At 40.1% G+C, this 26487-nt stretch carries 24 protein-coding genes and 1 other annotated feature; of the genes, 23 read left to right on the top strand and 1 reads right to left on the bottom strand.

Annotated elements, in window-relative coordinates; genetic code table 11:
* Window positions 1-122: 122 nt before the first annotated feature.
* From N8M16_RS07285 to N8M16_RS07360, 16 genes are all read left to right on the top strand, one after another.
* Window positions 123-968 (top strand): LicD family protein, encoded by an 846-nt coding sequence (locus N8M16_RS07285; protein WP_261069900.1) that lies wholly within the window; start codon window positions 123-125, stop codon window positions 966-968.
* Window positions 958-2061, top strand: a complete 1104-nt coding sequence (locus tag N8M16_RS07290; RefSeq protein ID WP_261069901.1) for a glycosyltransferase — start codon at window positions 958-960, stop codon at window positions 2059-2061. The genes N8M16_RS07285 and N8M16_RS07290 overlap by 11 nt, the downstream gene beginning before the upstream one ends.
* 1 nt (window position 2062) lies before the next feature.
* Window positions 2063-3049 (top strand): glycosyltransferase family 2 protein, encoded by a 987-nt coding sequence (locus tag N8M16_RS07295; RefSeq protein WP_261069902.1) that lies wholly within the window; start codon window positions 2063-2065, stop codon window positions 3047-3049.
* Window positions 3050-3064: 15 nt separating this feature from the next.
* On the top strand, window positions 3065-4534 hold the full coding sequence (locus N8M16_RS07300; protein WP_261069903.1) for an O-antigen polysaccharide polymerase Wzy family protein: 1470 nt from the start codon (window positions 3065-3067) through the stop codon (window positions 4532-4534).
* Window positions 4527-5561 (top strand): teichoic acid biosynthesis protein TarQ, encoded by a 1035-nt coding sequence (gene tarQ / locus N8M16_RS07305; protein WP_070527113.1) that lies wholly within the window; start codon window positions 4527-4529, stop codon window positions 5559-5561. Before N8M16_RS07300 ends, tarQ begins: the two co-directional genes overlap by 8 nt.
* A gap of 199 nt (window positions 5562-5760) precedes the next feature.
* A complete protein-coding gene (gene mecA, locus N8M16_RS07310) occupies window positions 5761-6501 on the top strand; it encodes an adaptor protein MecA (RefSeq protein WP_229294688.1) in 741 nt (246 codons plus the stop codon).
* Between the two features lie 146 nt (window positions 6502-6647).
* Window positions 6648-7934 (top strand): homoserine dehydrogenase, encoded by a 1287-nt coding sequence (locus tag N8M16_RS07315; RefSeq protein ID WP_261069904.1) that lies wholly within the window; start codon window positions 6648-6650, stop codon window positions 7932-7934.
* 1 nt (window position 7935) lies between these two features.
* A complete protein-coding gene (thrB, locus tag N8M16_RS07320; RefSeq protein WP_261069905.1) occupies window positions 7936-8805 on the top strand; it encodes a homoserine kinase in 870 nt (289 codons plus the stop codon).
* Between the two features lie 98 nt (window positions 8806-8903).
* On the top strand, window positions 8904-9842 hold the full coding sequence (gene msrB / locus N8M16_RS07325; protein WP_084925777.1) for a peptide-methionine (R)-S-oxide reductase MsrB: 939 nt from the start codon (window positions 8904-8906) through the stop codon (window positions 9840-9842).
* A 60-nt stretch (window positions 9843-9902) separates the two neighbouring features.
* Window positions 9903-11627 carry an ABC transporter ATP-binding protein gene (locus tag N8M16_RS07330; RefSeq protein ID WP_261069906.1) on the top strand — a complete coding sequence of 575 codons (1725 nt, stop codon included), beginning with the start codon at window positions 9903-9905 and terminating at the stop codon, window positions 11625-11627.
* Between the two features lies 1 nt (window position 11628).
* Window positions 11629-13377, top strand: a complete 1749-nt coding sequence (locus tag N8M16_RS07335; protein WP_261008832.1) for an ABC transporter ATP-binding protein — start codon at window positions 11629-11631, stop codon at window positions 13375-13377.
* Window positions 13378-13491: 114 nt separating this feature from the next.
* Window positions 13492-14751, top strand: coding sequence for a TRZ/ATZ family protein (locus N8M16_RS07340; protein ID WP_261069907.1), 1260 nt, complete (start codon window positions 13492-13494; stop codon window positions 14749-14751).
* A gap of 76 nt (window positions 14752-14827) precedes the next feature.
* Window positions 14828-14963 (top strand) — a sequence feature (ribosomal protein L10 leader region).
* 38 nt (window positions 14964-15001) lie between these two features.
* On the top strand, window positions 15002-15502 hold the full coding sequence (rplJ, locus tag N8M16_RS07345; protein ID WP_001287277.1) for a 50S ribosomal protein L10: 501 nt from the start codon (window positions 15002-15004) through the stop codon (window positions 15500-15502).
* A 72-nt stretch (window positions 15503-15574) separates the two neighbouring features.
* Window positions 15575-15943 carry a 50S ribosomal protein L7/L12 gene (gene rplL / locus N8M16_RS07350; protein ID WP_001196965.1) on the top strand — a complete coding sequence of 123 codons (369 nt, stop codon included), beginning with the start codon at window positions 15575-15577 and terminating at the stop codon, window positions 15941-15943.
* Window positions 15944-16221: 278 nt separating this feature from the next.
* The gene (locus N8M16_RS07355) at window positions 16222-17226 is read left to right on the top strand and encodes an NADP-dependent oxidoreductase (protein ID WP_049547048.1); all 1005 of its coding nucleotides are present in this window, start codon (window positions 16222-16224) and stop codon (window positions 17224-17226) included.
* Window positions 17227-17242: 16 nt separating this feature from the next.
* Window positions 17243-17887 carry a TetR/AcrR family transcriptional regulator gene (locus N8M16_RS07360; protein WP_020901488.1) on the top strand — a complete coding sequence of 215 codons (645 nt, stop codon included), beginning with the start codon at window positions 17243-17245 and terminating at the stop codon, window positions 17885-17887.
* Window positions 17888-17980: 93 nt separating this feature from the next.
* On the opposite strand, the gene gdhA is transcribed toward N8M16_RS07360, so the two are convergent.
* Window positions 17981-19327 (bottom strand): NADP-specific glutamate dehydrogenase, encoded by a 1347-nt coding sequence (gene gdhA, locus N8M16_RS07365; RefSeq protein ID WP_000199543.1) that lies wholly within the window; start codon window positions 19325-19327, stop codon window positions 17981-17983.
* A gap of 242 nt (window positions 19328-19569) precedes the next feature.
* On the opposite strand from gdhA, the gene N8M16_RS07370 reads away from it, so the two are divergent.
* The 7 genes from N8M16_RS07370 (at window position 19570) to N8M16_RS07400 (ending at window position 26378) form a co-directional block, all read left to right on the top strand.
* Window positions 19570-20505, top strand: a complete 936-nt coding sequence (locus N8M16_RS07370; protein WP_094753212.1) for a dihydroorotate oxidase — start codon at window positions 19570-19572, stop codon at window positions 20503-20505.
* 32 nt (window positions 20506-20537) lie between these two features.
* Window positions 20538-21575 carry a DNA polymerase III subunit delta gene (holA, locus tag N8M16_RS07375; RefSeq protein ID WP_247952873.1) on the top strand — a complete coding sequence of 346 codons (1038 nt, stop codon included), beginning with the start codon at window positions 20538-20540 and terminating at the stop codon, window positions 21573-21575.
* Between the two features lie 374 nt (window positions 21576-21949).
* On the top strand, window positions 21950-22555 hold the full coding sequence (sodA, locus tag N8M16_RS07380; protein ID WP_000974733.1) for a superoxide dismutase SodA: 606 nt from the start codon (window positions 21950-21952) through the stop codon (window positions 22553-22555).
* 161 nt (window positions 22556-22716) lie between these two features.
* Window positions 22717-23247, top strand: a complete 531-nt coding sequence (locus N8M16_RS07385) for a YutD family protein (RefSeq protein ID WP_261069908.1) — start codon at window positions 22717-22719, stop codon at window positions 23245-23247.
* Between the two features lie 20 nt (window positions 23248-23267).
* The gene (gene rlmN, locus N8M16_RS07390) at window positions 23268-24353 is read left to right on the top strand and encodes a dual-specificity RNA methyltransferase RlmN (RefSeq protein WP_261046100.1); all 1086 of its coding nucleotides are present in this window, start codon (window positions 23268-23270) and stop codon (window positions 24351-24353) included.
* Window positions 24353-24835, top strand: coding sequence for a VanZ family protein (locus N8M16_RS07395; RefSeq protein ID WP_261069909.1), 483 nt, complete (start codon window positions 24353-24355; stop codon window positions 24833-24835). Before rlmN ends, N8M16_RS07395 begins: the two co-directional genes overlap by 1 nt.
* A 1-nt stretch (window position 24836) precedes the next feature.
* The gene (locus tag N8M16_RS07400) at window positions 24837-26378 is read left to right on the top strand and encodes an ABC-F family ATP-binding cassette domain-containing protein (protein WP_000025378.1); all 1542 of its coding nucleotides are present in this window, start codon (window positions 24837-24839) and stop codon (window positions 26376-26378) included.
* Window positions 26379-26487: the final 109 nt, after the last annotated feature.

Here is a 26487-nt window from a genome sequence, read left to right on the forward strand (position 1 = left end):
AAGACAGAAAAATCAAAGTTTGAAGGCTATGTATCCAGCAGTCAGGCTTTGATTTTTTACAGTCTGCAATAGATTTTCATCCCTTATTTGTGGTATAATGAAACGATACGATAGAAAGAATAATGAACAATATGACTGATTTAAAAGCAATTCAGGCTCGAAGTCTGGAGATGGCTGAATATTTTGTGGCCTTTTGTAAAGAACATGATTTGCTTTGTTATCTCTGTGGAGGAGGTGCTATTGGCGCCCTTCGAAACAAGGGGTTTATTCCTTGGGACGACGACCTAGACTTTTTTATGCCCCGTAAGGATTATGAAAAATTGGCAGAATTATGGCCTCGTTATGCAGATGAACGTTATTTCTTGTCAAAGAGTAACAAGGATTTTGTCGACCGCAATCTTTTTATTACCATTCGTGATAAGGAAACGACCTGTATCAAACCTTATCAGCAGGATTTAGAATTGCCACATGGTCTGGCCTTGGATGTTTTGCCTTTGGATTATTATCCTAAAAATCCAGCTGAGCGTAAAAAACAGGTTCGCTGGGCTTTGATCTATTCTCTTTTTTGTGCGCAAACTATTCCAGAAAAACATGGCGCACTTATGAAGTGGGGAAGCCGTATTTTACTGGGGTTGACTCCAAAATCTCTCCGTTATCGCATTTGGAAAAAAGCTGAAAAAGAAATGACCAAGTACAGTCTAGCTGAGAGCGATGGAATCACGGAATTATGCTCGGGTCCTGGTTACATGAGAAACAAGTACCTAATCGAATCTTTTGAGGATAATCTTTTCTTGCCATTTGAAGAGACAGAGATGCCCGTTCCAGTCGGCTATGATGCCTATCTCAGCACTGCTTTTGGGGATTATATGACGCCTCCACCAGCAGACAAGCAGTTACCACATCATGATGCTGTCATCGCTGATATGGATAAGTCCTATACAGAATACAAGGGAGAATATGGTGGCTAAGAAAAAAATATTATTTTTCATGTGGTCTTTTTCTCTCGGGGGTGGCGCAGAGAAGATTCTATCTACCATTGTTTCAAATCTAGATCCAGAAAAGTATGATATTGATATTCTTGAAATGGAACATTTTGATAAGGGCTATGAATCTGTTCCCAAGCATGTACGCATTTTAAAATCCCTTCAGGATTATCGCCAAGCCAGATGGATTCGAGCTCTTTTGTGGAGAATGAGAATTTATTTTCCAAGATTGACACGTCGCTTACTGGTGAAAGATGACTATGATGTTGAAGTTTCCTTTACCATTATGAATCCTCCACTTTTGTTCTCTAAAAGAAAAGAAGTCAAGAAGATTTCCTGGATTCATGGAAGTATCGAAGAATTTATTAAGGATAGCTCCAAAAGAGAATCACATAGACGCCAGTTGGATGCTGCGGATACCATTGTAGGAATTTCAAAAAAGACCAGTAATTCTATCAATGAAGTCTATCCAGATTATGCTTCGAAATTACAGACGGTCTACAATGGATATGATTTTAAGACTATTTTAGAAAAATCTCAAGAGAAGATCGATATCGAGATTGCGCCTCAAAGTATCTGTACTATCGGACGGATTGAGGAAAATAAGGGTTCTGACCGTGTGGTGGAAGTGATACGATTATTACACCAAGAGGGAAAAAACTATCATCTCTATTTTATCGGGGCTGGGGATATGGAAGAGGAACTGAAAAAACGCGTCAAAGAGTATGGGCTTGAGGACTATGTACATTTCCTTGGTTATCAAAAAAATCCTTATCAGTATTTATCTCAGATGAAAGTTCTCTTGTCTATGTCTAAGCAAGAAGGTTTTCCTGGTGTTTATGTGGAATCTTTGAGCCTTGGAATCCCTTTTGTCTCTACGGATGTTGGAGGGGCTGAGGAATTATCCCAAGAAGGAAGATTTGGACAAATCATTGAGAGCAATCAAGAGGCAGCGCAGGCAATTATGAACTACATGACTTCTGCTTCAAACTTTGATGTTAATGAAGCCAGCCAATTCATTCAACAATTTACAATTGCCAAACAAATCGAACAAGTAGAAAAACTATTAGAGGAGTAGCATGGAAACTGCATTAATTAGTGTCATTGTGCCAGTCTATAATGTGGCGCAGTACCTAGAAAAATCGATAGCTTCCATTCAGAAGCAGACCTATCAGAATCTGGAAATCATTCTTGTTGATGATGGAGCAACGGATGAAAGTGGTCGCTTGTGTGATTCAATCGCTGAACAAGATGATAGGGTGTCAGTGCTTCATAAAAAGAATGAAGGTTTGTCGCAAGCACGAAACGATGGAATGAAACAGGCTCACGGAGATTATCTGATTTTTATTGATTCAGATGATTATATCCATCCAGCAATGATTCAGAGCTTATATGAGCAATTAATTCAAGAAGATGCGGATGTTTCGAGCTGTGGTGTCATGAATGTCTATGCTAATGATGAAAGCCCACAGTCAGCCAATCAGGATGAGTATTTTGTCTGTGATTCTCAAACATTTCTGAGGGAATACCTCATAGGTGAAAAAATACCTGGAACGATCTGCAATAAGCTAATCAAGAGAGAGATTGCAACTGCCCTATCCTTTCCAAAGGGATTGATTTATGAAGATGCTTATTATCATTTTGATTTGATCAAGTTGGCCAAGAAGTATGTGGTTAATACCAAACCCTATTATTACTATTTTCATAGAGGAGATAGTATTACGACTAAACCCTATGCAGAGAAGGATTTAGCCTATATTGATATCTACCAAAAGTTTTATAATGAAGTTGTGAAAAACTATCCTGACTTGAAAGAGGTTGCTTTTTTCAGATTGGCCTATGCCCACTTCTTTATTCTGGATAAGATGTTGCTAGATGATCAGTATAAACAGTTTGAAGCCTATGCTCAGATTCATCGTTTTTTAAAAAGCCATGCCTTTGCTATTGCTAGGAATCCAATTTTCCGTAAGGGGAGAAGAATTAGTGCTTTGGCTCTATTCATAAATATTTCCTTATACCGATTCTTATTACTAAAAAATATTGAAAAATCTAAAAAATTACATTAGAACGGGGGTGAGCAAGTGATTGATGGAAAACGATTATTATTTAGTTTGACCCTAGTCAGCTATGCCTTGACACTAGTAAGTGGAATTGTGTATCTGTTTAATAATAACAATGTTAGCTTGCTTTCTACTTTATTGTTCTTACTGGTTAGTAGCTTAATTGCTTGTTGGAATGATATCAAGTATTACTTAATCCATTTTATTTTCTTTTTAACTATTTTTGTATTTCTGGTATCAAGGCCTACCATTGATTATTTTAGGGATGGTGCTTTAGATACCTATCATCCCATAGCCTATCGCTTTGCTTTTATAGTCGTCATGGTTTCGATATTGGGATTGACCATAGGGGGCGTACTGGCTCGTTACTTCATAGCTAGGAAGAACATAAAAGTACCAAAGATAGGAAATTCTATAAAAGAGATTTATATCAAGCGGTTACGCTTTGTATCACTAGGAGTTTTTCTTCTAACCTATCCTTTCTATTTTATTCGCTTATTTGAACGGCTCCTGTATCGTCTGCAGACTTCCTACTATGCCTACTATGCAAATTTTGAAAGTAAACTTCCTTATTTTACCTACATTTTGTCTACCTTTACGGTCTATGCAATGTGTATGTATCTGGCAACCAAGCCAAAGAAATTGCAGGCGACAGCAGTGTTGGTATCCTTCATTGTAGCCAATACCATTCATTTGGCAATCGGGACACGAAATCCCTTTATTTTAAGTATTTTATTTGCTTTTGTTTATTACTTTATGCGGGAGCAAACTGAAAAGGGAAAATGGATTGGGTTTAAAGAAAAGTTAGCGATTTTTGTCGGTTCTCCTATTCTTATGTTAGCGATGGGAGTGCTCAATTATGTACGGGATAATGTCCAGGTTTCCCATACAGGTTTCTGGGATATCTTACTTGACTTTATCTATAAACAAGGGACTAGTTTTGGTGTTCTGGCTCGAGGTTTTCTATTTAACAGTAGCCTTCCTTACCGAGATTTACGCAATTTTACTTTTGGTCCTGTCATTGATTATTTTGCAAGAGGAAGTTTGGGGGCTATTTTCGGAGGAAAAGCCTTTGAACATACAACCAATAGTGTGGAGCTAGCTATTGATAGTAATAGTTATGCCCACAATCTATCCTATCTTGTTTTGAACAAGGAATACTTGAAAGGACATGGTATCGGAAGTAGTTATATCATGGAGTTGTATACAGACTATGGTATGATAGGAGTCTTTCTACTTAGTCTCTTACTCGGTATGCTATTTATAGCCATGTTGCAAGTAGCCTATCGCTCTAGAACAATCCTATTTGCCTTGTCCCTACTCATCTTGAATAATCTATTCTTTATGCCAAGAAGTAGCTTTTCAGAAAGTTTCTTCAATCTATTTACAATGCAATTCTGGGGAATTGTTCTTGTGATTATATTTGTAGCAAAAATGCTTACAAAAGAGAACCAGTATCTACTAAACAAAGGAGAAAAAAATCATGTTTGAACATTATTCAGTAGCTGATTTGTTTGCAAATCTTTACAAAAAACGAAAAGCAAATATTCTAGCTCTCATCGCTTTATTTGCTCTCATTGCTGTACCATTTACAATTAAAGCAGTTAAGAATAAAAATACTGTCAAAGACACAACAAGTTATTCAACTTATATCAGCTATAAAATCACTCCTCCAGAAGATTCAGCCAAAACGATTTTGAATCATCAAATTGGTGGCTATAGTGATTTCTACGGGAAATTGATTGATGGGAATTTGAATGGAGCTTATCTTTTCAATGATGTAGAGTCTAGTGAGTTGAAAAAAATTGCTAGTGAATTAGATACGACAGAAACAACCTTGAAAAATTCTACGAATGATTATTGGTGGAAAAAATTAACTGTCTACTATATGATTGACGATGCAGGGGTTGGTGTGAAAATTTTGACACCAAGTAAAGATGCTAATGACTTGTTGGAGCGAAAAATTGATGGATTGATTGAGAAATTTAAACACACTTATGCAAATGTAAAAATTGAAAAATTGGAAACCATCAACTCTAAAGAATTGAATGCAAACGGTGAGACAGCGCTTGGATTGAATGTGAAGAACTTGATTCTCCGTTTAGCTGTTATTGGAGTAGTTTGTGTGATTTTGGTTGTGATGGGAAATGTATTGGTTTATCTCTTTAATCCAACCATCAATAGAGCAGGTGATTTTTCTCAGTATCAAATTGATTTTGTAACAGAGATTACAACAATTGCCAACCTAGCAGATATCCTATCATACAAAAATGCTGGACAAGAATTAACAATCGTTAGCTCAAACAAAGCTATCCTAGATAAATTGAAACAAAATCAAGAGGCCTTAAAAGGAATGCATTTTGTGGATTTACAAGATGTACCATCTCTTTTGGAAAGAGATACAGTCCTTCTTGTTGAAGAGTATGGAGTGACTCGTTATAAGAAATTTGAACAAAGTCTTCAAATTCTTAGAAACTTAAATCGTTCTATCCTCGGTGTAGCAACCTTTAAATTATAAGCATTCTGATGTATCAGGTCTTCAAAGTTGGCTAAGAGTCGATTTTGAAGGCTTTTTCTATTTGTCATCAGAAATTTTCTTTTAGAGTCTGCTACAGAAAGACCCTGGGGAAAATCTAGCTTGATAGAGGAGCCTTCTTTTGATAAAATCGTAAAAATCTAGTATAATAGATAGAACTGAAAGTATGAGGTTACTAGCAATGAAAATGAAACAAATTAGTGATACTACTTTAAAAATCACGATGTCTTTAGAAGATTTGATGGATCGAGGAATGGAGATTGCTGACTTTCTTGTTCCTCAAGAAAAAACAGAAGAGTTCTTTTATGCTATCTTGGATGAGTTAGAGATGCCTGATAGCTTTCTAGATACAGGCATGTTGAGCTTCCGTGTAACTCCAAAACCTGATAAGGTAGATGTCTTTGTGACCAAGTCAAAGATTGACCAAAATCTAGATTTTGAAGATTTATCAGATTTACCAGACATGGAAGAATTGGCTCAAATGTCGCCAGATGAGTTTATTAAAACTTTAGAAAAAAGCATCGCGGACAAAACCAAAGATGATATCGAAGCCATTCAATCTCTAGAGCAAGTTGAAGCCAAGGAAGAAGAGGAAGAGCAGGCTGAACAAGAAGCTGAAAGCAAGAAAGAGCCTTACATCTACTACATCCTTTCTTTTGCTAAGTTGGCTGACTTGGTAGCTTTTGCCAAGACAGTGACTTTTGAGATGGAAACTTCTGAACTCTACAAGATGAACGAGCGCTATTATTTGACTATTCTAGTGGATATTGAAAATCATCCAAGTCCATATCCAGCTTGGCTGTTGGCCCGTATGCGCGAGTTTGCGGACGATAGTGACATCAGTCGCTCAGTTTTGCAAGAGTATGGTCAAGTCTTGATGAATCACGATGCAGTGCTCAATTTGCAAAAGATTGGTTCATAATTTTAAAAATCAATTTTCATCTATCAAGAAAGACGAATCATGGGATTCGTTTTTTCTTTTTATACTGAAATAGTGAATTACTATAATAGGAATTTTCACAAAATTCTGTTATAATGGCTATATTAGAAAATTTCGAGGAGACAAACATGACAGTTAAAATTGCTTTACTAGGATTTGGTACCGTTGCAAGTGGTGTGCCTTTCCTCCTAAAGGAAAATGGAGAAAAAATCAAACAATCAGCACATTCAGAGATTGAAGTTGCTAAGGTATTGGTCAAGGATGAAGATGAAAAGAATCGCTTGCTTGCAGCAGGGAATGACTTTAACTTTGTAACCAATGTGGATGATATTTTGTCAGACCAAGACATTACGATCGTAGTGGAATTGATGGGGCGTATCGAGCCTGCTAAGACCTTTATCACTCGTGCCTTGGAAGCTGGGAAACACGTTGTTACTGCCAACAAGGACCTTTTGGCTGTCCATGGCGCAGAATTGCTAGAAATCGCTAAAGCCAACAAGGTAGCACTTTACTATGAAGCAGCAGTAGCTGGTGGGATTCCAATTCTTCGCACTCTAGCAAATTCATTGGCTTCTGATAAAATCACTCGCGTGCTTGGTGTGGTTAACGGAACTTCTAACTTCATGATGACCAAAATGGTGGAAGAAGGATGGTCTTACGATGATGCTCTTGCGGAAGCTCAAAGACTTGGTTTTGCAGAAAGTGACCCTACAAATGACGTAGATGGGATTGATGCAGCATACAAGATGGTGATTTTGAGCCAATTTGCCTTTGGTATGAAGGTTGCCTTTGACGATGTAGCCCACAAGGGAATCCGCAACATCACACCAGAAGACGTAGCTGTAGCCCAAGATCTTGGCTATGTAGTGAAATTGGTTGGTTCTATCGAGGAAACTCCTTCAGGAATTGCTGCGGAAGTAACTCCAACCTTCCTACCTAAAGCGCACCCACTCGCTAGTGTGAATGGGGTGATGAACGCTGTCTTTGTAGAATCTATCGGTATTGGTGAGTCTATGTACTACGGACCAGGTGCGGGTCAAAAACCAACTGCAACAAGTGTTGTAGCAGATATTGTCCGTATCGTTCGTCGTTTGAATGATGGTACCATTGGTAAAGACTTCAACGAATACAGCCGTGACTTGGTCTTGGCAAATCCTGAGGATGTTAAAGCAAACTACTACTTCTCAATCTTGGCGCCAGACTCAAAAGGTCAGGTCTTGAAATTGGCTGAAATCTTTAATGCCCAAGATATTTCCTTCAAGCAAATCCTCCAAGATGGAAAAGATGGTGACAAGGCGCGTGTTGTTATCATCACACACAAGATTAATAAAGCCCAGCTTGAAAATGTCTCAGATGAATTGAAGAAGGTTTCAGAATTCGACCTCTTGAATACCTTCAAGGTGCTAGGAGAATAAGATGAAGATTATTGTACCTGCAACCAGTGCCAATATCGGGCCAGGTTTTGACTCGGTCGGTGTAGCTGTAACCAAGTATCTTCAAATTGAGGTCTGCGAAGAACGAGATGAGTGGTTGATTGAACACCAAATTGGCAAATGGATTCCTCATGATGAGCGTAATCTCTTGCTCAAAATCGCTTTGCAAATTGTGCCAGACTTGCAACCAAGACGCTTGAAAATGACCAGTGATGTTCCATTGGCGCGTGGTTTGGGTTCTTCTAGCTCTGTTATTGTAGCTGGGATTGAACTAGCCAACCAATTAGGCAAGCTTAACTTATCTGACCATGAAAAGTTGCAATTGGCGACTAAGATTGAAGGGCATCCAGACAATGTGGCTCCAGCCATTTATGGTAATCTCGTTATTGCAAGTTCCGTTGAAGGGCAAGTCTCTGCTATTGTGGCTGACTTCCCAGAGTGTGATTTTCTAGCTTACATTCCTAACTATGAATTACGCACTCGAGATAGCCGTGGTGTCTTGCCTAAGAAATTATCCTACAAGGAAGCTGTCGCTGCCAGTTCTATCGCCAATGTAGCTGTTGCAGCTTTGTTGGCAGGAGACATGGTGACAGCTGGGAAAGCAATCGAGGGAGACCTCTTCCACGAGCGTTACCGTCAGGACTTGGTGAGAGAATTTGCGACGATTAAGCAAGTAGCCAAAGAGAATGGTGCCTATGCAACTTATCTCTCTGGTGCTGGGCCAACAGTTATGGTCTTGGCCTCTCATGACAAGATGCCAGCCATTAAGGCAGAATTGGAAAAGCAACCCTTCAAAGGCAAACTGCATGATTTGAAAGTTGATACCCAAGGTGTCCGTGTAGAATCAAAATAAAGAATAGAAGATAGGATGGGGAAACTTTCGACCAGAGGGCTTCCTATCCTTTTTTTGAAAAGAATTCGAGTTAAAAACTTGATAAAGGAGAAATAAAGATGGCAGAAATTTATCTAGCAGGTGGTTGTTTTTGGGGCCTAGAGGAGTATTTTTCACGAATTTCAGGCGTATTAACAACCAGTGTCGGCTACGCTAATGGACAAGTCGAAACGACTAATTACCAGCTACTCAAGGAAACAGACCATGCAGAGACGGTTCAAGTGATTTATGATGAGAAGACAGTATCACTCAGAGAGATTTTACTTTATTATTTCCGTGTCATTGATCCATTGTCTATTAACCAGCAGGGGAATGACCGTGGTCGCCAATATCGAACGGGAATCTATTATCAGTATGAAGCAGATTTGCCAACTATCTACACAGTGGTGCAGGAGCAGGAGCGCATGCTTGGGCGAAAGATTGCAGTAGAAGTGGAGAAACTGCGCCACTACATTCTGGCTGAAGATTACCATCAAGATTATCTCAAGAAAAATCCTTCGGGTTATTGTCATATCGATGTGACCGATGCTGAGCAGCCATTGATTGACGCATCTAACTATGAAAAACTTAGTCAAGAGGTGCTAAAGGAAAGCCTAACTGAAGAGTCTTACCGTGTTACACAAGAAGCTGCTACAGAGGCTCCCTTTACCAATGCCTATGACCAAACATTTGAAGAAGGGATTTATGTAGACATTACGACGGGTGAGCCACTCTTCTTTGCTAAGGATAAGTTTGCCTCAGGTTGTGGTTGGCCAAGTTTTAGCCGTCCGATTTCCAAGGAGTTGATTCATTATTACAAGGACTTGAGCCATGGAATGGAGCGAATCGAGGTTCGTTCTCGTTCAGGCAATGCTCACTTGGGTCATGTTTTCACAGATGGACCTCGGGAGTTAGGTGGCCTGCGTTACTGTATCAATTCTGCCTCCTTGCGCTTTGTGGCCAAGGATGAGATGGAAAAAGCAGGATATGGCTATCTACTGCCATACTTAAACAAATAAAATAGAGAGGGTGGGTGCTTCCCACTTTCTTCATTTCCAGAATACGAATAGAAGGGATTTATGAAACACCTATTATCTTACTTTAAACCCTACATCAAGGAATCCATTTTAGCCCCCTTGTTCAAGTTACTAGAAGCTGTGTTTGAGCTCTTGGTTCCCATGGTGATTGCTGGGATTGTTGACCAATCCTTGCCCCAGAGAAATCAAGGACATCTCTGGATGCAGATTGGTCTGCTCCTTATCTTTGCAGTGATTGGCGTTGTAGTGGCCTTGGTAGCTCAGTTTTACTCAGCCAAGGCAGCGGTAGGATTTGCCAAAGAACTGACAAAAGACCTTTATCGTCATATTCTTTCCTTGCCCAAGGATAGCAGAGACCGTCTGACAACTTCTAGCTTGGTGACTCGCTTGACTTCGGACACCTATCAGATTCAGACTGGTATCAATCAATTCCTGCGTCTCTTTTTGCGAGCGCCTATTATCGTTTTTGGAGCCATTTTTATGGCCTATCGAATCTCAGCTGAACTGACTTTCTGGTTCTTGGTCATGGTTGTTATTTTGACCATTGTCATTGTAGGTCTTTCTCGACTGGTCAATCCTCTCTACAGCAGTCTCAGAAAGAAAACGGACCAACTGGTTCAGGAAACGCGCCAGCAATTACAAGGCATGCGGGTCATTCGTGCCTTTGGTCAAGAAAAACGAGAGTTACAGATTTTTCAAACCCTTAACCAAGTCTATGCTAGATTGCAAGAAAAGACGGGTTTCTGGTCTAGTTTATTAACCCCTCTGACTTATCTGATTGTCAATGGAACTCTCCTCGTCATCATCTGGCAGGGCTATATTTCAATTCAAGGAGGTTTGCTCAGTCAAGGTGCCCTAATTGCCCTCATCAACTACCTCTTGCAAATTTTGGTGGAATTGGTTAAGCTCGCCATGCTGATAAATTCCCTCAATCAATCCTATATCTCAGCCAAGCGAATCGAGGAAGTCTTTGCCGAAACTCCAGAAGACATTTATTCAGAGTTAGAACAAAAGCAAGCTACCAGCGAGGAGGTTTTACAAGTCCAAGAATTGACTTTTACCTATCCAGATGCAGCCCAGCCTTCTCTGAGAGACATTTCTTTTGATATGAAGCAAGGGCAAATCCTTGGTATCATTGGGGGAACAGGTTCTGGTAAATCAAGCTTGGTGCAAGTCCTACTTGGTCTTTATCCAGCAGATCAGGGAAGCATTGACCTTTATCGAGATGGACGTAGTCCTCGTAATCTTGAGCAGTGGCGGTCTTGGATTTCCTATGTGCTACAAAAGGTCGAACTCTTTAAGGGAACCATTCGTTCCAACTTGACTTTGGGTTTAAATCAAGAAGTATCTGACCAAGAACTCTGGCAGGCCTTGGAGATTGCGCAAGCTAAGGATTTTGTCAGTGAAAAGGAAGGACTCTTGGATACCACTGTTGAGGCAGGAGGTCGAAATTTCTCAGGCGGACAAAAACAAAGGTTGTCTATCGCCCGAGCAGTCTTGCGCCAAGCTCCGTTCCTTATCCTAGATGATGCGACCTCGGCCCTCGACACTATCACCGAGTCCAGGCTCTTGAAAGCTATTCGAGAAAATCTGCCAAATACGAGCTTAATCTTGATTTCTCAACGGACTTCGACACTTCAGATGGCTGACCAGATTCTCCTCTTGGAAAAAGGTGAGCTCCTAGCTATCGGCAAGCACGAGGAATTGATGCAAACTAGTCAAGTCTATCGTGAAATCAATGCATCACAGCATGGAAAGGAGAACTAGCATGAGACGACAAACTGCAAACCAGACGCTCAAACGTTTGGCAAAAGATTTATCAAGCCATCCTTTCCTCCTTTTCCTAGCCTTTCTAGGAACTATTGCCCAAGTTGGCTTATCGATTTACCTACCTATTCTGATTGGGCAGGTCATCGACCAAGTCCTAGTGGCTGGTTCTTCGCCAGTTTTTTGGCAAATTTTACTTCAGATGCTCTTGGTAGTCATAGGAAATACTCTGGTACAATGGGCCAATCCTCTTCTTTATTATCGCCTAATCTTCTCTTATACCAGAGACTTGCGAGAGCGAATCATCCATAAGCTCCACCGTTTACCGATTGCTTTTGTGGATCGTCAAGGAAGTGGAGAGATGGTCAGTCGTGTGACCACAGACATCGAGCAGTTAGCAGCTGGTTTGACCATGATTTTTAATCAATTTTTTATTGGCGTCTTAATGATTTTGGTTAGTATTCTAGCTATGCTTCAAATTCATCTCCTCATGACCCTCTTGGTCTTGCTGTTGACGCCACTGTCTATGGTGATTTCACGTTTTATTGCCAAACGCTCCTATCATCTCTTCCAGAAGCAAACAGAGACGAGGGGCATTCAGACTCAGTTGATTGAAGAATCGCTTAGCCAGCAGACCATTATCCAGTCCTTTAATGCTCAGACAGAGTTTATCCAAAGACTGTATGAGGCGAATGACAACTACTCAGGCTATTCTCAGTCAGCCATCTTTTATTCTTCAACTGTCAATCCTTCGACTCGCTTTGTCAATGCACTCATTTATGCGCTTTTAGCTGGAGTAGGAGCTTATCGTATCATGATGGGTTCAACCTTGACCATCGGTCGTTTAGTAACCTTTTTGAACTATGTTCAGCAATACACCAAGCCTTTTAATGATATTTCTTCAGTTCTAGCCGAATTGCAAAGTGCTCTCGCTTGTGCGGAGCGTGTCTATGCTGTTTTAGAAAGTCCTGAGGTGGCTGAAACAGGTAAGGAAGTCTTGACCAGTGACCAGGTTAAGGGGGCTATTTCCTTTAAGCATGTTTCTTTTGGCTACCATCCAGAAAAAATCTTGATTAAGGATTTGTCTATCGATATCCCAGCTGGTAGCAAGGTAGCTATCGTTGGTCCGACAGGTGCTGGAAAATCAACTCTTATCAATCTCCTCATGCGTTTTTACCCTATTAACTCAGGAGATATCTTGTTAGATGGGCAATCTATTTATGATTATACCCGATCGTCATTGAGACAGCAGTTTGGCATGGTGCTCCAAGAGACCTGGCTCAAGCAAGGGACCATTCATAACAATATTGCCTTTGGAAATCCTGAAGCCAGTCGGGAGCAGGTGATTGCTGCTGCAAAGGCAGCCAATGCAGACTTTTTCATCCAACAGTTGCCACAGGGATACGATACCAAGTTGGAAAATGCAGGAGAGTCTCTATCTGTCGGTCAAGCCCAGCTTTTGACCATCGCCCGGGTCTTTCTAGCTATACCAAAGATTCTTATCTTAGACGAGGCAACCTCCTCCATCGATACGCGGACAGAAGTGCTAGTACAGGATGCCTTTGCTAAACTCATGAAGGGGCGCACAAGCTTTATCATTGCCCATCGTTTGTCTACCATTCAAGATGCGGATTTGATTCTTGTCTTGGTGGATGGCGACATCGTGGAATATGGTAACCATCATGACCTCATGGCTAGAAAAGGCAAGTATTACCAAATGCAGCAAGCTGCGGCCTTTATCTCTGAATAATCCTTTCTACTTTGAAATCTTATGGACAAAAAAAGTTGCCTTCGGGTGACTTTTTTGTTACAATAGCTAGAAAAATTATTCACTGTAAATTGTCTTATAGAAAAGGAGCCTAGAATGAAAGTCTTTCAGCATGTAAATATCGTGACTTGTGACCAAGATTTCCATGTTTATTTGGATGGAATCTTAGCAGTTAAGGATTCTCAAATTGTCTATGTCGGTCAAGAGAAGCCAGAGATTTTAGAGCAAGCTGAGCAGATTATAGACTATCAGGGAGCCTGGATTATGCCTGGATTGGTCAATTGCCACACCCATTCTGCTATGACAGGATTGAGAGGAATTCGGGACGACAGCAATCTCCATGAATGGCTCAATGACTATATCTGGCCTGCAGAAGCTGAGTTTACTCCAGACATGACTACCAAGGCGGTCAAAGAAGCTCTGACAGAAATGCTCCAGTCAGGAACAACAACCTTCAATGATATGTATAATCCCAATGGAGTGGAGATTGAGCAGATTTATCAGGCAGTTAAGGCTTCCAAGATGCGTTGTTATTTCTCACCGACCCTCTTTTCTTCAGAGATAGAAACAACTACTGAGACCATTACTAGAACACGAGGCATCATCGAGGAAATCTTAGGATATGAAAATCCAAATTTCAAGGTTATGGTAGCTCCTCACTCTCCTTACAGCTGTAGTAGAGATTTGCTGGAAACGAGCTTAGATATGGCGAAAGAACTGAATATTCCAATCCATATCCATGTAGCGGAGACTAAGGAGGAATCAGGCATTATCCTGAAACGATACGGCAAACGTCCCCTAGCCTTTCTAGAAGAACTGGGTTACTTAGATCATCCATCTGTCTTTGCTCATGGAGTCGAATTAAATGAGCGAGAAATTGAACGCTTAGCAACTTCTCAAGTAGCTATTGCGCATAATCCTATTAGTAACCTCAAATTGGCATCAGGGATTGCTCCCATCATCCAACTGCAAAAAGCAGGAGTAGCAGTCGGAATTGCGACTGACTCGGTTGCTTCTAATAATAATTTAGACATGTTTGAGGAAGGACGAACTGCAGCCCTTCTTCAGAAGATGAAAAGTGGAGATGCCAGACAATTTCCTATCGAAACAGCTCTCAAGGCGTTGACAATTGAAGGAGCTAAGGTTCTTGGAATGGAAAATCAGATAGGAAGTCTGGAAGTTGGCAAGCAGGCAGATTTTCTTGTTATTCAACCACAAGCAAGAATTCATCTCCAACCTCAAGAAAACATGCTCTCTCATCTAGTTTATGCAGTCAAATCTAGTGATGTTGATGATGTTTATATCGCTGGAGAACAAGTCGTTAAGCAGGGTCAAGTCCTGACTGTAAAACTTTAAAAGAAAAATCACGAAAAAATTTTAAAAAAAGTTTGCAAAAATCTTGCATTCTTTTTTTGACTATGCTATACTTATATACGGTTTGAAAAAACTGCCTAAGACAGTAGGGGAGCTCGACTCATAAGTATCCTACCGAGGACAAAACGTATCATGTAAAAAGAAGCGTATTGTACTTTCGTGTCTAGGTTTGGGCGCGTTTTTCTTTTGGAAAAATTCCCCAAGCAAAATAATAACGGAGGTGAACACACTAATGAGTGAAGCAATTATTGCTAAAAAAGCGGAACTAGTTGACGTAGTAGCTGAGAAAATGAAAGCTGCTGCATCTATCGTCGTTGTAGACGCTCGTGGTTTGACAGTTGAGCAAGATACAGTTCTTCGTCGTGAGCTTCGTGGAAGCGAAGTTGAGTATAAAGTTATTAAAAACTCAATCTTGCGTCGTGCAGCTGAAAAAGCTGGTCTTGAAGATCTTGCATCTGTATTTGTTGGACCATCTGCAGTAGCATTTTCTAACGAAGATGTTATCGCACCAGCGAAAATCTTGAACGACTTTTCTAAAAACGCTGAAGCACTTGAAATCAAAGGTGGTGCAATCGAAGGCGCTGTCGCATCTAAAGAAGAGATTCTTGCTCTTGCAACTCTTCCAAACCGCGAAGGACTTCTTTCTATGCTCCTTTCTGTACTTCAAGCGCCAGTGCGCAACGTTGCTCTTGCAGTCAAAGCGGTTGCAGACAACAAAGAAGACGCAGCTTAATCTTAAGCTACGCAGCGTAGCCTAGCTACGAAAATCTATTATAAATTTAAAACATATTTGGAGGAAATAACAATGGCATTGAACATTGAAAACATTATTGCTGAAATTAAAGAAGCTTCAATCCTTGAATTGAACGACCTTGTAAAAGCTATCGAAGAAGAATTTGGTGTAACTGCAGCTGCTCCTGTAGCTGTTGCTGCAGCTGGTGCTGCTGACGCTGGTGCTGCTAAAGATTCATTCGACGTTGAATTGACATCTGCAGGCGACAAAAAAGTTGGCGTTATCAAAGTTGTACGTGAAATCACAGGTCTTGGACTTAAAGAAGCTAAAGAACTTGTTGACGGTGCACCAGCACTTGTTAAAGAAGGCGTTGCAACTGCAGAAGCTGAAGAAATCAAAGCTAAATTGGAAGAAGCTGGAGCTTCAGTTACTCTTAAATAATAGAGCGACTACATTAGTAGCTTAAAAACATAATTAAACCGCTATTCTTAGGACTAGCGGTTTTTATTTTTTTATTCCATGGGGCAAAAATGGAAAGGAATCTTTAAAAGTGAGGAGAGTTAGATTGAAAGAATCATATTTGTAAATCGAAATGATGGATATTTGTATCATGTTATAAATCGTTATCAAACGATAATATTGATTTTCTTACAAATTAAGAGTATAATTTATAAAAATGAGTGTTCACTCAATTTTTGTGAAATTAAGGAGTAAAGAAAATGGTTGTTGAAGCAATAGAGTATAGTCGTTTCGGTAACGAAGAGGTCTTGGATTTGCTGAAGATCGACTCTACAGCCTTGGATGTAAATCAGGTGAGAGTAGAAGTTCATGCTGTTGGTTTAAATCCTATTGATTATAAAACTTATGAGGGAGCGAAACCCCTTCGATTTCTATCTTTTATAACGAAATTAAGGAAACCAAGTCGTTGGTTTGAATCTAAATCATCTTTATTTCCAAGAGGTGTGGGGAGAGATTTTTCTGGAGTTATTACAGAAGTTGGAAATGAAGTAACTAGGTTTTCAGTAGGAGATAAGGTGTTTGGAACAATGATTAGTGATCCTGGTTTGGGAACTAAGAGGGGAGCTTTAGCAACAGAAATTTGTGTCAATGAATCGGAAATTGTATTGAAACCAGAGATGATCGACATGACTCACGCAGCTACTATGGGAGTAGCTTCTCTAACTGTGGGTGGGGCTTTTAGAAGAATCGGTTTAAATTCAAGAGATACTGTTGTTATTTCAGCTGCAGCAGGAGGTATTGGAAGTATTGCAGTACAGTATGCAGTTGCTAAGGGGTCGACAGTGATTGGAATAGCAAGTAAGAAAAATGCAGAGTATCTGAAGTCTTTAGGTGCCATACCAGTAAGTTACGAAGAGAACATCAAGAAGGCTCTTCTATCAGCTAGTCCAACGCCTATTACAAAGTTTTTGGATTGTTATGGATCTGATTATGTTAGATTGGCTTTTAGTTTAGGTTTGAAGGGAACAGCTATTGGGACATTAGTACCTTCACCCTATGTTATGATAAAAGGTGCTCAGTTTACTGGTCCGAGACATTCTACATACGATGATTTTAGCACTTTAGCTGAAATGGTCTCAGACGGGAAGGTTCAGCTGAAAATTGATCAAGTGTATGACTTTTCTCTAAAGTCAGTTAGAGAAGCCTATCGTAGTCTGAAAATGGGACACAGTCGAGGCAAAAAAGTCGTAAAAGTAAGAGAGTAGGAGAGAGGTGCTAGCGATGGAAAGTTTAGAACAAAAGTATGCTCAGACGTTAGAAGTTAGCAACTTGAGCTTGAAACAACGTCGAGTATTATTATCAAGCTTAAAATTATTCTCAGAAATTGGATTTGAGAATACAACATCCAGCCTTATTGCCGAACGAGCTGGAGTGTCAGAAGGAACTGTTTTTAGTTACTTTAAAACGAAGGAAGGTATTTTAGAAGCCATTTTATCTACTTTTCTAGAACAGGTTATTCCAGAAGTGATTGCGGATTTCTCAGAAAAGAAATTCACAGTAGATCAGGAAACTTTTCCCTTCTTTTTAAAAAGTATTGTTCGAGATAGGCTCTTTTTCATTCAGGAGAACCAAATGCATGTTAAAATTCTCTTGGGGCGTTCTTTTATTGATAAAAATCTTTCTATCCAGTTAGGAAATATTATTGTTCAATCTATAATAGAACCAATTAGCCCTGTTTTAAATCAATTTAAAGAAAAGGGACTTATTCTAAATTGGTCAAATGAAAGAATTGTTCGTTACATCTTAGCATTGAGTTTTTCTTATCTTATTCCCATGATGTTGAATGATGAAGGAACTATAAACATAGATGAAGCAGTTGATGAGATTGTTGAATGTTTGTCATCTGCCCTAATGAAAGTAAAATAAATTCTGATGTTAAAACTCACTGTTAATGGTGAGTTTTTTGGATTCAACATAAAAATCCCCAATCGTAGCGATTGAGGATTAAGCAAATGAATCTTAAACAATACCTTGTGCAATCATAGCATTTGCTACATTTTCAAAGGCAGCAATGTTAGCTCCTGCAAGGTAGTCTTTATCAAGACCATATGTTTCTGAAGTTGTTTTAGCTGTGTTGAAGATGTTTGTCATGATGTCTTTGAGACGTCCATCAACTTCTTCACGAGTCCATGAGAGGCGAAGGCTATTTTGGCTCATTTCAAGGGCTGAAACGGCTACACCACCAGCGTTGGCAGCTTTGGCAGGTCCGTAGAAGATACCATTTTCTTTGTAGACTTTGATGGCATCAAGGTCGCTTGGCATGTTGGCACCTTCAGATACACAGATCACGCCTTGAGCAACCAAACGTTTAGCTGCTTCACCGTTGATTTCGTTTTGAGTCGCACATGGAAGCGCGATGTCATAGTTTCCAGCGTAAGTCCATACAGAACCTTCATGATAAGTAGCAGTTGCTTTTTCAGCTGCATACTCAGTCAAACGAGCGCGACGTTTTTCTTTAACGTCAACCAAAAGATCGAAGTCGATACCATTTTCATCGATGACATAACCATTTGAATCAGATACAGAGATAACAGTTGCACCAAGTTCAGTCGCTTTTTGAAGAGCGTATTGAGCAACGTTACCAGAACCTGAAATAACAACTTTCTTACCAGCAAAACTATTACCGTTAGCTTTAAGCATTTCTTCAGTGTAGTAAACCAAACCGTAACCAGTTGCTTCTGGACGAATCAAACTACCACCAAATCCAAGAGGTTTACCAGTCAAGACACCAGCATCAAATTGGTTAAGGCGTTTGTATTGACCGTAAAGGTAACCAATTTCACGTCCACCAACACCGATATCACCAGCAGGTACGTCAAGTGATGGGCCGATGTATTTTTGCAATTCAGTCATGAAGCTTTGGCAGAAGCGCATCACTTCAGCATCTGTTTTACCTTTAGGATCGAAGTCTGATCCACCTTTACCTCCACCGATAGGAAGTCCAGTCAAGACGTTTTTAAAGATTTGTTCAAATCCGAGGAATTTCAAAATCCCTTGGTTTACAGTTGGGTGGAAACGAAGTCCGCCTTTGTATGGTCCAACAGCTGAGTTGAACTGAACACGGTAGCCGCGGTTTACTTGAACTTTTCCATCACGGTCAACCCAAGGAACACGGAAAGAAATCACGCGCTCTGGTTCAGTAATACGTGCCAAGATATTTTCTTCGATATACTCAGGGTGTTTTTCAAATACAGGTTCTAAAGTGTTGAAAAATTCTTCAACAGCTTGGAGGAACTCAGCCTCGTGCCCGTTACGAGCTTTTACAGTTTCAAACACGCTTTGGATATATTCTTTAGCAGATGTCATATCGTTCTCCTTTTGTTGTCATATTTTATTACGTGAGTCATTATAGCAGAATTTTTTTTTACTGTAAAGAAAAAAACAGAAATTTTCTAAAAATTCTATCAATTTAGTTTTGACATTTAGTTTTGAGGCTTTTTGGAAATAGATAAAAAACGAACCTTTTTCTTGTAAATATCTTTCTCAAAGAGAAAATCTGAAAATATGGTATAATATTAGCAATAAAAGGAATCTGGAGGATCAGAATCATGGTATCAACGAAAACGCAAATTGCTGGTTTTGAGTTTGACAATTGTTTGATGAATGCAGCAGGTGTGGCTTGTATGACGATAGAGGAGTTAGAAGGGGTTAAAAACTCAGCGGCAGGAACCTTTGTCACTAAGACAGCGACCTTGGACTTTCGTCAGGGGAATCCTGAGCCACGCTATCAAGATGTTCCACTTGGTTCCATCAACTCTATGGGCTTGCCAAATAATGGCTTAGACTATTATTTGGACTACCTTTTGGACTTGCAGGAAAAAGAGACGAACCGAACTTTCTTCCTATCTCTAGTCGGCATGTCTCCAGAGGAAACCCATACTATCTTGAAAAAAGTCCAAGAGAGTGAGTTTCGTGGTCTGACTGAACTAAACCTTTCCTGTCCAAATGTTCCAGGTAAACCTCAGATTGCCTATGATTTTGAGACAACAGACCGGATTTTGGCAGAGGTATTTGCCTACTTCACCAAACCTCTTGGAATTAAATTGCCACCATATTTTGACATTGTTCACTTTGACCAAGCGGCAGCTATTTTCAATAAGTATCCTCTTAAGTTTGTCAACTGCGTCAACTCTATCGGAAACGGCCTTTATATAGAAGATGAGTCTGTCGTTATTCGTCCTAAAAATGGTTTCGGTGGCATAGGTGGCGAGTATATCAAACCGACTGCTCTAGCTAATGTTCACGCCTTTTATCAACGTTTAAATCCTCAAATCCAAATCATCGGAACAGGTGGCGTTCTGACTGGTAGAGATGCCTTTGAACATATCCTCTGTGGAGCTAGTATGGTGCAGGTGGGAACTACCCTTCACAAAGAAGGAGTTGGTGCTTTTGATCGTATTACCAATGAACTGAAAGCAATCATGGCGGAAAAAGGGTACGAAAGCCTAGAAGATTTCCGTGGGAAATTGCGCTATATTGATTAAATTCATTAAAAAATCAGAAGAAAGGAGAGAAGATGCTAGCCATTGAAGAAAGTCAGAAGTTGACTTTATCAAATTTACCTAGTCTGAGCCTATTTACAGGGACAGATCAGGGTCAGTTTGAAGTGATGAAGAGTCAAGTATTGAAACAGATTGGTTATGATTCTGCCGACCTCAACTTTGCCTACTTTGATATGAAAGAAGTAGTTTACAAGGATGTGGAACTGGAGTTGGTCAGTCTTCCTTTCTTTGCGGATGAGAAAATCGTGATATTAGATCATTTTGTCGATATCACAACTGCTAAAAAGCGCTTTTTGACAGATGATGAGCTCAAGTCATTTGAGGAATACTTTGACAATCCTTCACCAACAACCAAGTTGATAATCTTTGCAGAAGGAAAGCTGGATAGCAAAAGACGGTTGGTTAAATTACTTAAGCGTGATGCCAAGGTCTTCGATGCAGTAGAAGCTAAAGAACAAGAACTGCGTCAGTATTTTCAAAAGTGGAGCCAGAAAGAAGGTCTGCAGTTTGCCAATCATTCTTTTGAAAATCTCCTCATCAAGTCTGGTTTTCAATTTAGCGAAATCCAGAAAAATCTCCTCTTTTTACAGTCCTATAAAGAAGACTCTGTTATCGAGGAAGAGGATATTGTTAACGCAATTCCCAAGACCTTGCAGGACAATATTTTTGATTTAACTCAGTTTATTCTGACTAAAAAGATGGATCAGGCGCTCGATTTGGTTAGAGACTTGACCTTGCAAGGTGAAGATGAAATTAAGTTGATTGCCGTCATGCTAGGACAATTTCGGACTTTTACTCAGGTGAAGATTTTGGCGGAATCTGGGCAAACAGAATCTCAGATTGCAAGTAGTCTAGGAAGTTTTCTCGGACGCAATCCCAATCCCTATCAAATCAAGTTTGCGCTGAGAGATTCAAGAGGACTTTCTTTGAGCTTTTTGAAGCAAGCTATTTCCTATTTGATTGAGACAGACTATCAGATTAAGACAGGTCTTTATGAAAAAGGTTTCCTTTTTGAAAAGGCACTCCTACAGATTGCTAGCCAGGTAAATTAATCATATTTCAAAAAATTTTTATCCCGCGTCAATATTATCTTGTCGTGGGTTTCTTGCTGATTTGCTTATTTTATACTCAATGAAAATCAAAGAGCAAACTAGGAAACTAGCCGCAGGTTGCTCAAAGCACTGCTTTGAGGTTGTAAATAAGACTGACGAAGTCAGCTCAAAACATGTTTTTGAGGTTGCGGATGAAACTGACGAAGTCAGTAACTATACCTATGGCAAGGCGACGTTGACGAGGTTTAAATTTGATTTTCGAAGAGTTTTATTAGAAAGTATTTCAGTGATTTCTTCATCTATAAGCAAAAAACTTGAAAAAAGTGAATGTTTGCGTTATCATTTTCATATAGAAAGAAAAAGAGGTATTACAGATGGCTATTATCTTACCAGATCTTCCATATGCATACGACGCTTTGGAACCATACATCGATGCGGAAACAATGCACTTGCACCATGACAAACACCATCAAACTTATGTCAACAATGCTAATGCAGCTCTAGAAAAACACCCTGAAATCGGTGAAGACCTTGAAGCTTTGCTTGCTGATGTAGAATCTATCCCAGCTGATATCCGTCAAGCGCTTATCAACAATGGTGGTGGACACTTGAACCACGCTCTTTTCTGGGAATTGATGACTCCTGAAAAAACAGCTCCATCAGCAGAACTTGCAGCAGCAATCGATGCAACATTTGGTTCATTCGAAGAATTCCAAGCAGCCTTCACTGCAGCAGCAACAACTCGTTTCGGTTCAGGATGGGCATGGTTGGTTGTCAACAAAGAAGGGAAACTTGAAGTGACTTCAACAGCAAACCAAGACACACCAATCTCAGAAGGTAAAAAACCAATCTTGGGCTTGGACGTTTGGGAACATGCTTACTATGTGAAATACCGCAACGTGCGTCCTGACTACATCAAAGCTTTCTTCTCAGTGATCAACTGGAACAAAGTAGATGAATTGTACGCAGCTGCTAAATAATGATATGATATATGGAGGGAAGAATTGTTCTTCTCTTTTTAAGGTTATATTATTTTGGTCTGACAAAATCGTCAGACTTTTTTCATTTTTATGAGAAACGTGCTAACTGCTAGAAATTATGGTAGAATAAAGTATTAAGTAATCGTGGAAAAAGGATATCTATGCGAAAAGAAATTGCACCTGAATTATACAACTATAACAAGTTTCCTGGTCCTGAGTTTCATTTACATGGGGACAAGGTTGAAACGGAAGGGATAGCTTTTTCCTTGGTGGAAAATATCAAGGATGCCTTTGATGTGACGACTTTTAATCAGCGTTTTTCAGAAGTCTTAACCAAGTTTGATTATATCGTGGGAGATTGGAGCAACGAACAGCTTCGCCTACGAGGTTTTTACAAGGATGACCGAACAGAAGAAAAACTTGAAAAAATCAGTCGTTTACAAGACTACCTTTTAGAGTATTGTAGTTATGGTTGTGCCTATTTTGTCCTAGAAAATGAAGCCCCTAAGCGAGCATCATTTGACAAGAAAATGCGTAAGAAGGAAGAAGAACAGCCTTCTAGAAAAGGAAAGAAACCGACTCAAACAAAACGAAAACCGAATGCAGATAAGAAAAATAGACGTCGTCAGAAAGACCAGCATTCTCAGAAAGAGGACAAGGGACAACGTCATTTTGTCATTCGTCAGAAGTGAGTAGAGAATAAGGAGAAGAAATGAAACCGTCAATTTATAGTTTAACACGCCAAACCATGCAGGAATGGGTTTTGGAGCAGGGAGAAAAGAAATTCCGTGCAGATCAAATCTGGGAATGGCTCTACCGTAAACGTGTCCAATCATTTGAAGAGATGACCAACCTTTCCAAGGATTTGATTGCTAAGCTTAATGACCAGTTTGTGGTCAATCCCTTGAAACAACGTATCGTTCAAGAGTCTGCTGATGGGACAGTTAAATATCTTTTTGAATTGCCAGATGGAATGCTGATTGAGACAGTACTCATGCGTCAACACTACGGTTTATCTGTCTGTGTGACCACTCAGGTCGGCTGTAATATCGGTTGTACCTTCTGTGCCTCTGGTTTGATTAAGAAACAACGTGACCTCAATAACGGTGAAATCGTAGCGCAAATCATGCTGGTTCAGAAATACTTTGATGAGCGTGGTCAGGATGAACGCGTCAGCCATATCGTTGTCATGGGAATCGGTGAACCCTTTGATAACTACAACAATGTCTTGAATTTCGTTCGTACCATAAATGATGACAAGGGAATGGCTATCGGTGCTCGTCACATTACGGTTTCAACCTCAGGTTTGGCCCATAAAATTCGTGATTTTGCTAATGAAGGAGTTCAGGTCAATCTTGCCGTTTCTCTTCACGCACCTAACAATGAACTGCGCTCAAGCATCATGAAGATTAACCGTGCCTTTCCGATTGAAAAACTCTTTGCCGCTATTGAGTACTATATCGAAACAACCAATCGCCGTGTGACCTTTGAATACATCATGCTCAATGAAGTCAATGACGGTGTAGAACAAGCCTTGGAATTGGCTGAATTGCTCAAGAATATCAAGAAATTGTCTTATGTAAACTTGATTCCTTATAACCCAGTTAGTGAGCATGATCAATATAGCCGTAGTCCCAAAGATCGCGTGTTGGCTTTCTATGATACGCTTAAGAAAAAAGGGGTCAACTGTGTGGTTCGTCAAGAGCATGGTACTGATATTGATGCAGCTTGTGGACAATTGCGTTCTAATACAATGAAACGTGACCGCCAGAAAGCAGTCGCAGCAGTCAATCCTTAATGATGAAGAAAACTTATAATCATGTTTTGGTCTGGGGAGTTATTTTCTATAGCATTTGCATTGTCTATTTTTGCTTTACTCCTCAAGAACACTCTCCTGTGGGAGTGGAAACTCCAGGTATTCAGCATCTTGGACGCCTGGTTTTTCTTTTAACTCCTTTCAATTCTCTCTGGAAACTGGGCGAAGTGAGTGATATAGGACAATTATGTTGGATTTTTCTACAAAATATCCTCAATATTTTCTTACTTTTTCCTCTGATTTTCCAACTCCTTTATCTCTTTCCAAACTTGAGGCAAACAAGAAAAGTGATTTTTTTCAGTTTTCTAGTGAGCCTTGGAATCGAGTGTACGCAGTTAGTCTTGGACTTTTTCTTTGATTTTAATCGCGTCTTTGAAATTGATGATTTGTGGACCAATACCTTGGGTGGCTATCTGGCTTGGCTCCTCTATAAACGATTACATAAAAACAAGATAAGGAATTAAAATGAGTATTTTAGAAGTTAAAAATCTGAGTCACGGTTTTGGTGACCGTGCAATTTTTGAAGATGTGTCCTTCCGTCTCCTAAAGGGGGAACATATCGGTCTGGTCGGTGCCAATGGTGAAGGGAAATCAACCTTTATGAGCATTGTGACTGGTAAAATGCTGCCAGATGAAGGGAAGGTTGAGTGGTCCAAATATGTGACTGCTGGTTACTTGGATCAGCACTCTGTCCTTGCTGAAGGGCAGTCGGTACGTGATGTGCTCCGTACAGCCTTTGATGAGCTTTTCAAAGCAGAAGCCCGTATCAATGACCTTTATATGGAAATGGCTGAAGACGGAGCAGATGTTGATGCTCTCATGGAAGAAGTGGGAGAACTTCAAGACCGTTTGGAGAGTCGTGATTTCTATACCTTGGATGCTAAGATTGACGAAGTAGCGCGTGCCCTTGGTGTTATGGACTTTGGCATGGATACAGATGTAACCTCTTTGTCAGGTGGGCAAAGAACCAAGGTACTTTTGGCTAAACTCCTCCTTGAAAAGCCTGATATCTTGCTGTTGGACGAGCCGACCAACTACTTGGATGCTGAGCATATTGATTGGCTCAAGCGCTATCTCCAAAACTATGAGAATGCCTTTGTCCTTATTTCACACGATATTCCATTCCTAAATGACGTTATCAATATTGTTTACCATGTGGAAAATCAACAGCTGACGCGTTATTCTGGTGACTACTACCAGTTCCAAGAAGTCTATGCTATGAAAAAATCTCAGCTAGAGGCAGCCTACGAACGTCAGCAGAAAGAAATTGCAGACCTTAAGGACTTTGTTGCCCGAAACAAAGCGCGTGTTGCAACACGAAACATGGCCATGTCCCGTCAGAAGAAATTGGATAAGATGGATATTATCGAACTGCAAAGTGAGAAACCAAAGCCATCCTTTGATTTCAAACCAGCTCGTACACCAGGGCGTTTTATTTTCCAAGCCAAGGATTTGCAAATTGGTTATGATCGTCCTCTGACCAAGCCTTTAAATCTTACCTTTGAACGTAATCAAAAGGTTGCTATTATCGGGGCAAATGGTATCGGGAAAACAACTCTCTTGAAGTCCCTCTTGGGCATTATTCCACCAATCGCTGGAGAGGTTGAACGTGGAGACTACCTAGAACTTGGCTACTTTGAACAGGAAGTAGAAGGAGGCAATCGTCAAACACCTCTTGAAGCTGTCTGGAATGCCTTTCCTGCCCTTAATCAAGCAGAAGTCCGTGCAGCCCTTGCCCGTTGTGGTTTGACAACCAAGCATATTGAAAGCCAAATTCAGGTTTTGTCAGGTGGGGAACAAGCCAAGGTTCGTTTCTGTCTCTTGATGAATCGTGAAAACAACGTTTTAGTGCTGGACGAGCCGACCAACCATTTGGATGTGGATGCCAAGGATGAACTCAAACGTGCTCTCAAAGAATACAAGGGATCTATTCTTATGGTCTGTCACGAACCAGACTTCTATGAAGGCTGGATGGACCAAATATGGGATTTTAATAATTTAACTTAAGAATGAGAGTAAAAGAAATACAGTACCGAATGTGGATACTGTATTTTTTGGTTTTTAAGATTTAATACTCTTCGAAAATCAAATTCAAACCGCGTCAACGTCGCCTTGC

Source organism: Streptococcus mitis, assembly GCF_946188375.1.
Classification (GTDB): domain Bacteria; phylum Bacillota; class Bacilli; order Lactobacillales; family Streptococcaceae; genus Streptococcus; species Streptococcus mitis_CX.

What these genes read in the sequence shown, in the direction of transcription:
- N8M16_RS07285 (WP_261069900.1), top strand. Translation starts at nt 123, where the DNA reads ATGAACAATATGACTGATTTAAAAGCAATTCAGGCTCGAAGTCTGGAG.
- N8M16_RS07290 (WP_261069901.1), top strand. Translation starts at nt 958, where the DNA reads ATGGTGGCTAAGAAAAAAATATTATTTTTCATGTGGTCTTTTTCTCTC.
- N8M16_RS07295 (WP_261069902.1), top strand. Translation starts at nt 2,063, where the DNA reads ATGGAAACTGCATTAATTAGTGTCATTGTGCCAGTCTATAATGTGGCG.
- tarQ (WP_070527113.1), top strand. Translation starts at nt 4,527, where the DNA reads ATGTTTGAACATTATTCAGTAGCTGATTTGTTTGCAAATCTTTACAAA.
- mecA (WP_229294688.1), top strand. Translation starts at nt 5,761, where the DNA reads ATGAAAATGAAACAAATTAGTGATACTACTTTAAAAATCACGATGTCT.
- N8M16_RS07315 (WP_261069904.1), top strand. Translation starts at nt 6,648, where the DNA reads ATGACAGTTAAAATTGCTTTACTAGGATTTGGTACCGTTGCAAGTGGT.
- thrB (WP_261069905.1), top strand. Translation starts at nt 7,936, where the DNA reads ATGAAGATTATTGTACCTGCAACCAGTGCCAATATCGGGCCAGGTTTT.
- msrB (WP_084925777.1), top strand. Translation starts at nt 8,904, where the DNA reads ATGGCAGAAATTTATCTAGCAGGTGGTTGTTTTTGGGGCCTAGAGGAG.
- N8M16_RS07330 (WP_261069906.1), top strand. Translation starts at nt 9,903, where the DNA reads ATGAAACACCTATTATCTTACTTTAAACCCTACATCAAGGAATCCATT.
- N8M16_RS07335 (WP_261008832.1), top strand. Translation starts at nt 11,629, where the DNA reads ATGAGACGACAAACTGCAAACCAGACGCTCAAACGTTTGGCAAAAGAT.
- N8M16_RS07340 (WP_261069907.1), top strand. Translation starts at nt 13,492, where the DNA reads ATGAAAGTCTTTCAGCATGTAAATATCGTGACTTGTGACCAAGATTTC.
- rplJ (WP_001287277.1), top strand. Translation starts at nt 15,002, where the DNA reads ATGAGTGAAGCAATTATTGCTAAAAAAGCGGAACTAGTTGACGTAGTA.
- rplL (WP_001196965.1), top strand. Translation starts at nt 15,575, where the DNA reads ATGGCATTGAACATTGAAAACATTATTGCTGAAATTAAAGAAGCTTCA.
- N8M16_RS07355 (WP_049547048.1), top strand. Translation starts at nt 16,222, where the DNA reads ATGGTTGTTGAAGCAATAGAGTATAGTCGTTTCGGTAACGAAGAGGTC.
- N8M16_RS07360 (WP_020901488.1), top strand. Translation starts at nt 17,243, where the DNA reads ATGGAAAGTTTAGAACAAAAGTATGCTCAGACGTTAGAAGTTAGCAAC.
- gdhA (WP_000199543.1), bottom strand. Translation starts at nt 19,327, where the DNA reads ATGACATCTGCTAAAGAATATATCCAAAGCGTGTTTGAAACTGTAAAA.
- N8M16_RS07370 (WP_094753212.1), top strand. Translation starts at nt 19,570, where the DNA reads ATGGTATCAACGAAAACGCAAATTGCTGGTTTTGAGTTTGACAATTGT.
- holA (WP_247952873.1), top strand. Translation starts at nt 20,538, where the DNA reads ATGCTAGCCATTGAAGAAAGTCAGAAGTTGACTTTATCAAATTTACCT.
- sodA (WP_000974733.1), top strand. Translation starts at nt 21,950, where the DNA reads ATGGCTATTATCTTACCAGATCTTCCATATGCATACGACGCTTTGGAA.
- N8M16_RS07385 (WP_261069908.1), top strand. Translation starts at nt 22,717, where the DNA reads ATGCGAAAAGAAATTGCACCTGAATTATACAACTATAACAAGTTTCCT.
- rlmN (WP_261046100.1), top strand. Translation starts at nt 23,268, where the DNA reads ATGAAACCGTCAATTTATAGTTTAACACGCCAAACCATGCAGGAATGG.
- N8M16_RS07395 (WP_261069909.1), top strand. Translation starts at nt 24,353, where the DNA reads ATGATGAAGAAAACTTATAATCATGTTTTGGTCTGGGGAGTTATTTTC.
- N8M16_RS07400 (WP_000025378.1), top strand. Translation starts at nt 24,837, where the DNA reads ATGAGTATTTTAGAAGTTAAAAATCTGAGTCACGGTTTTGGTGACCGT.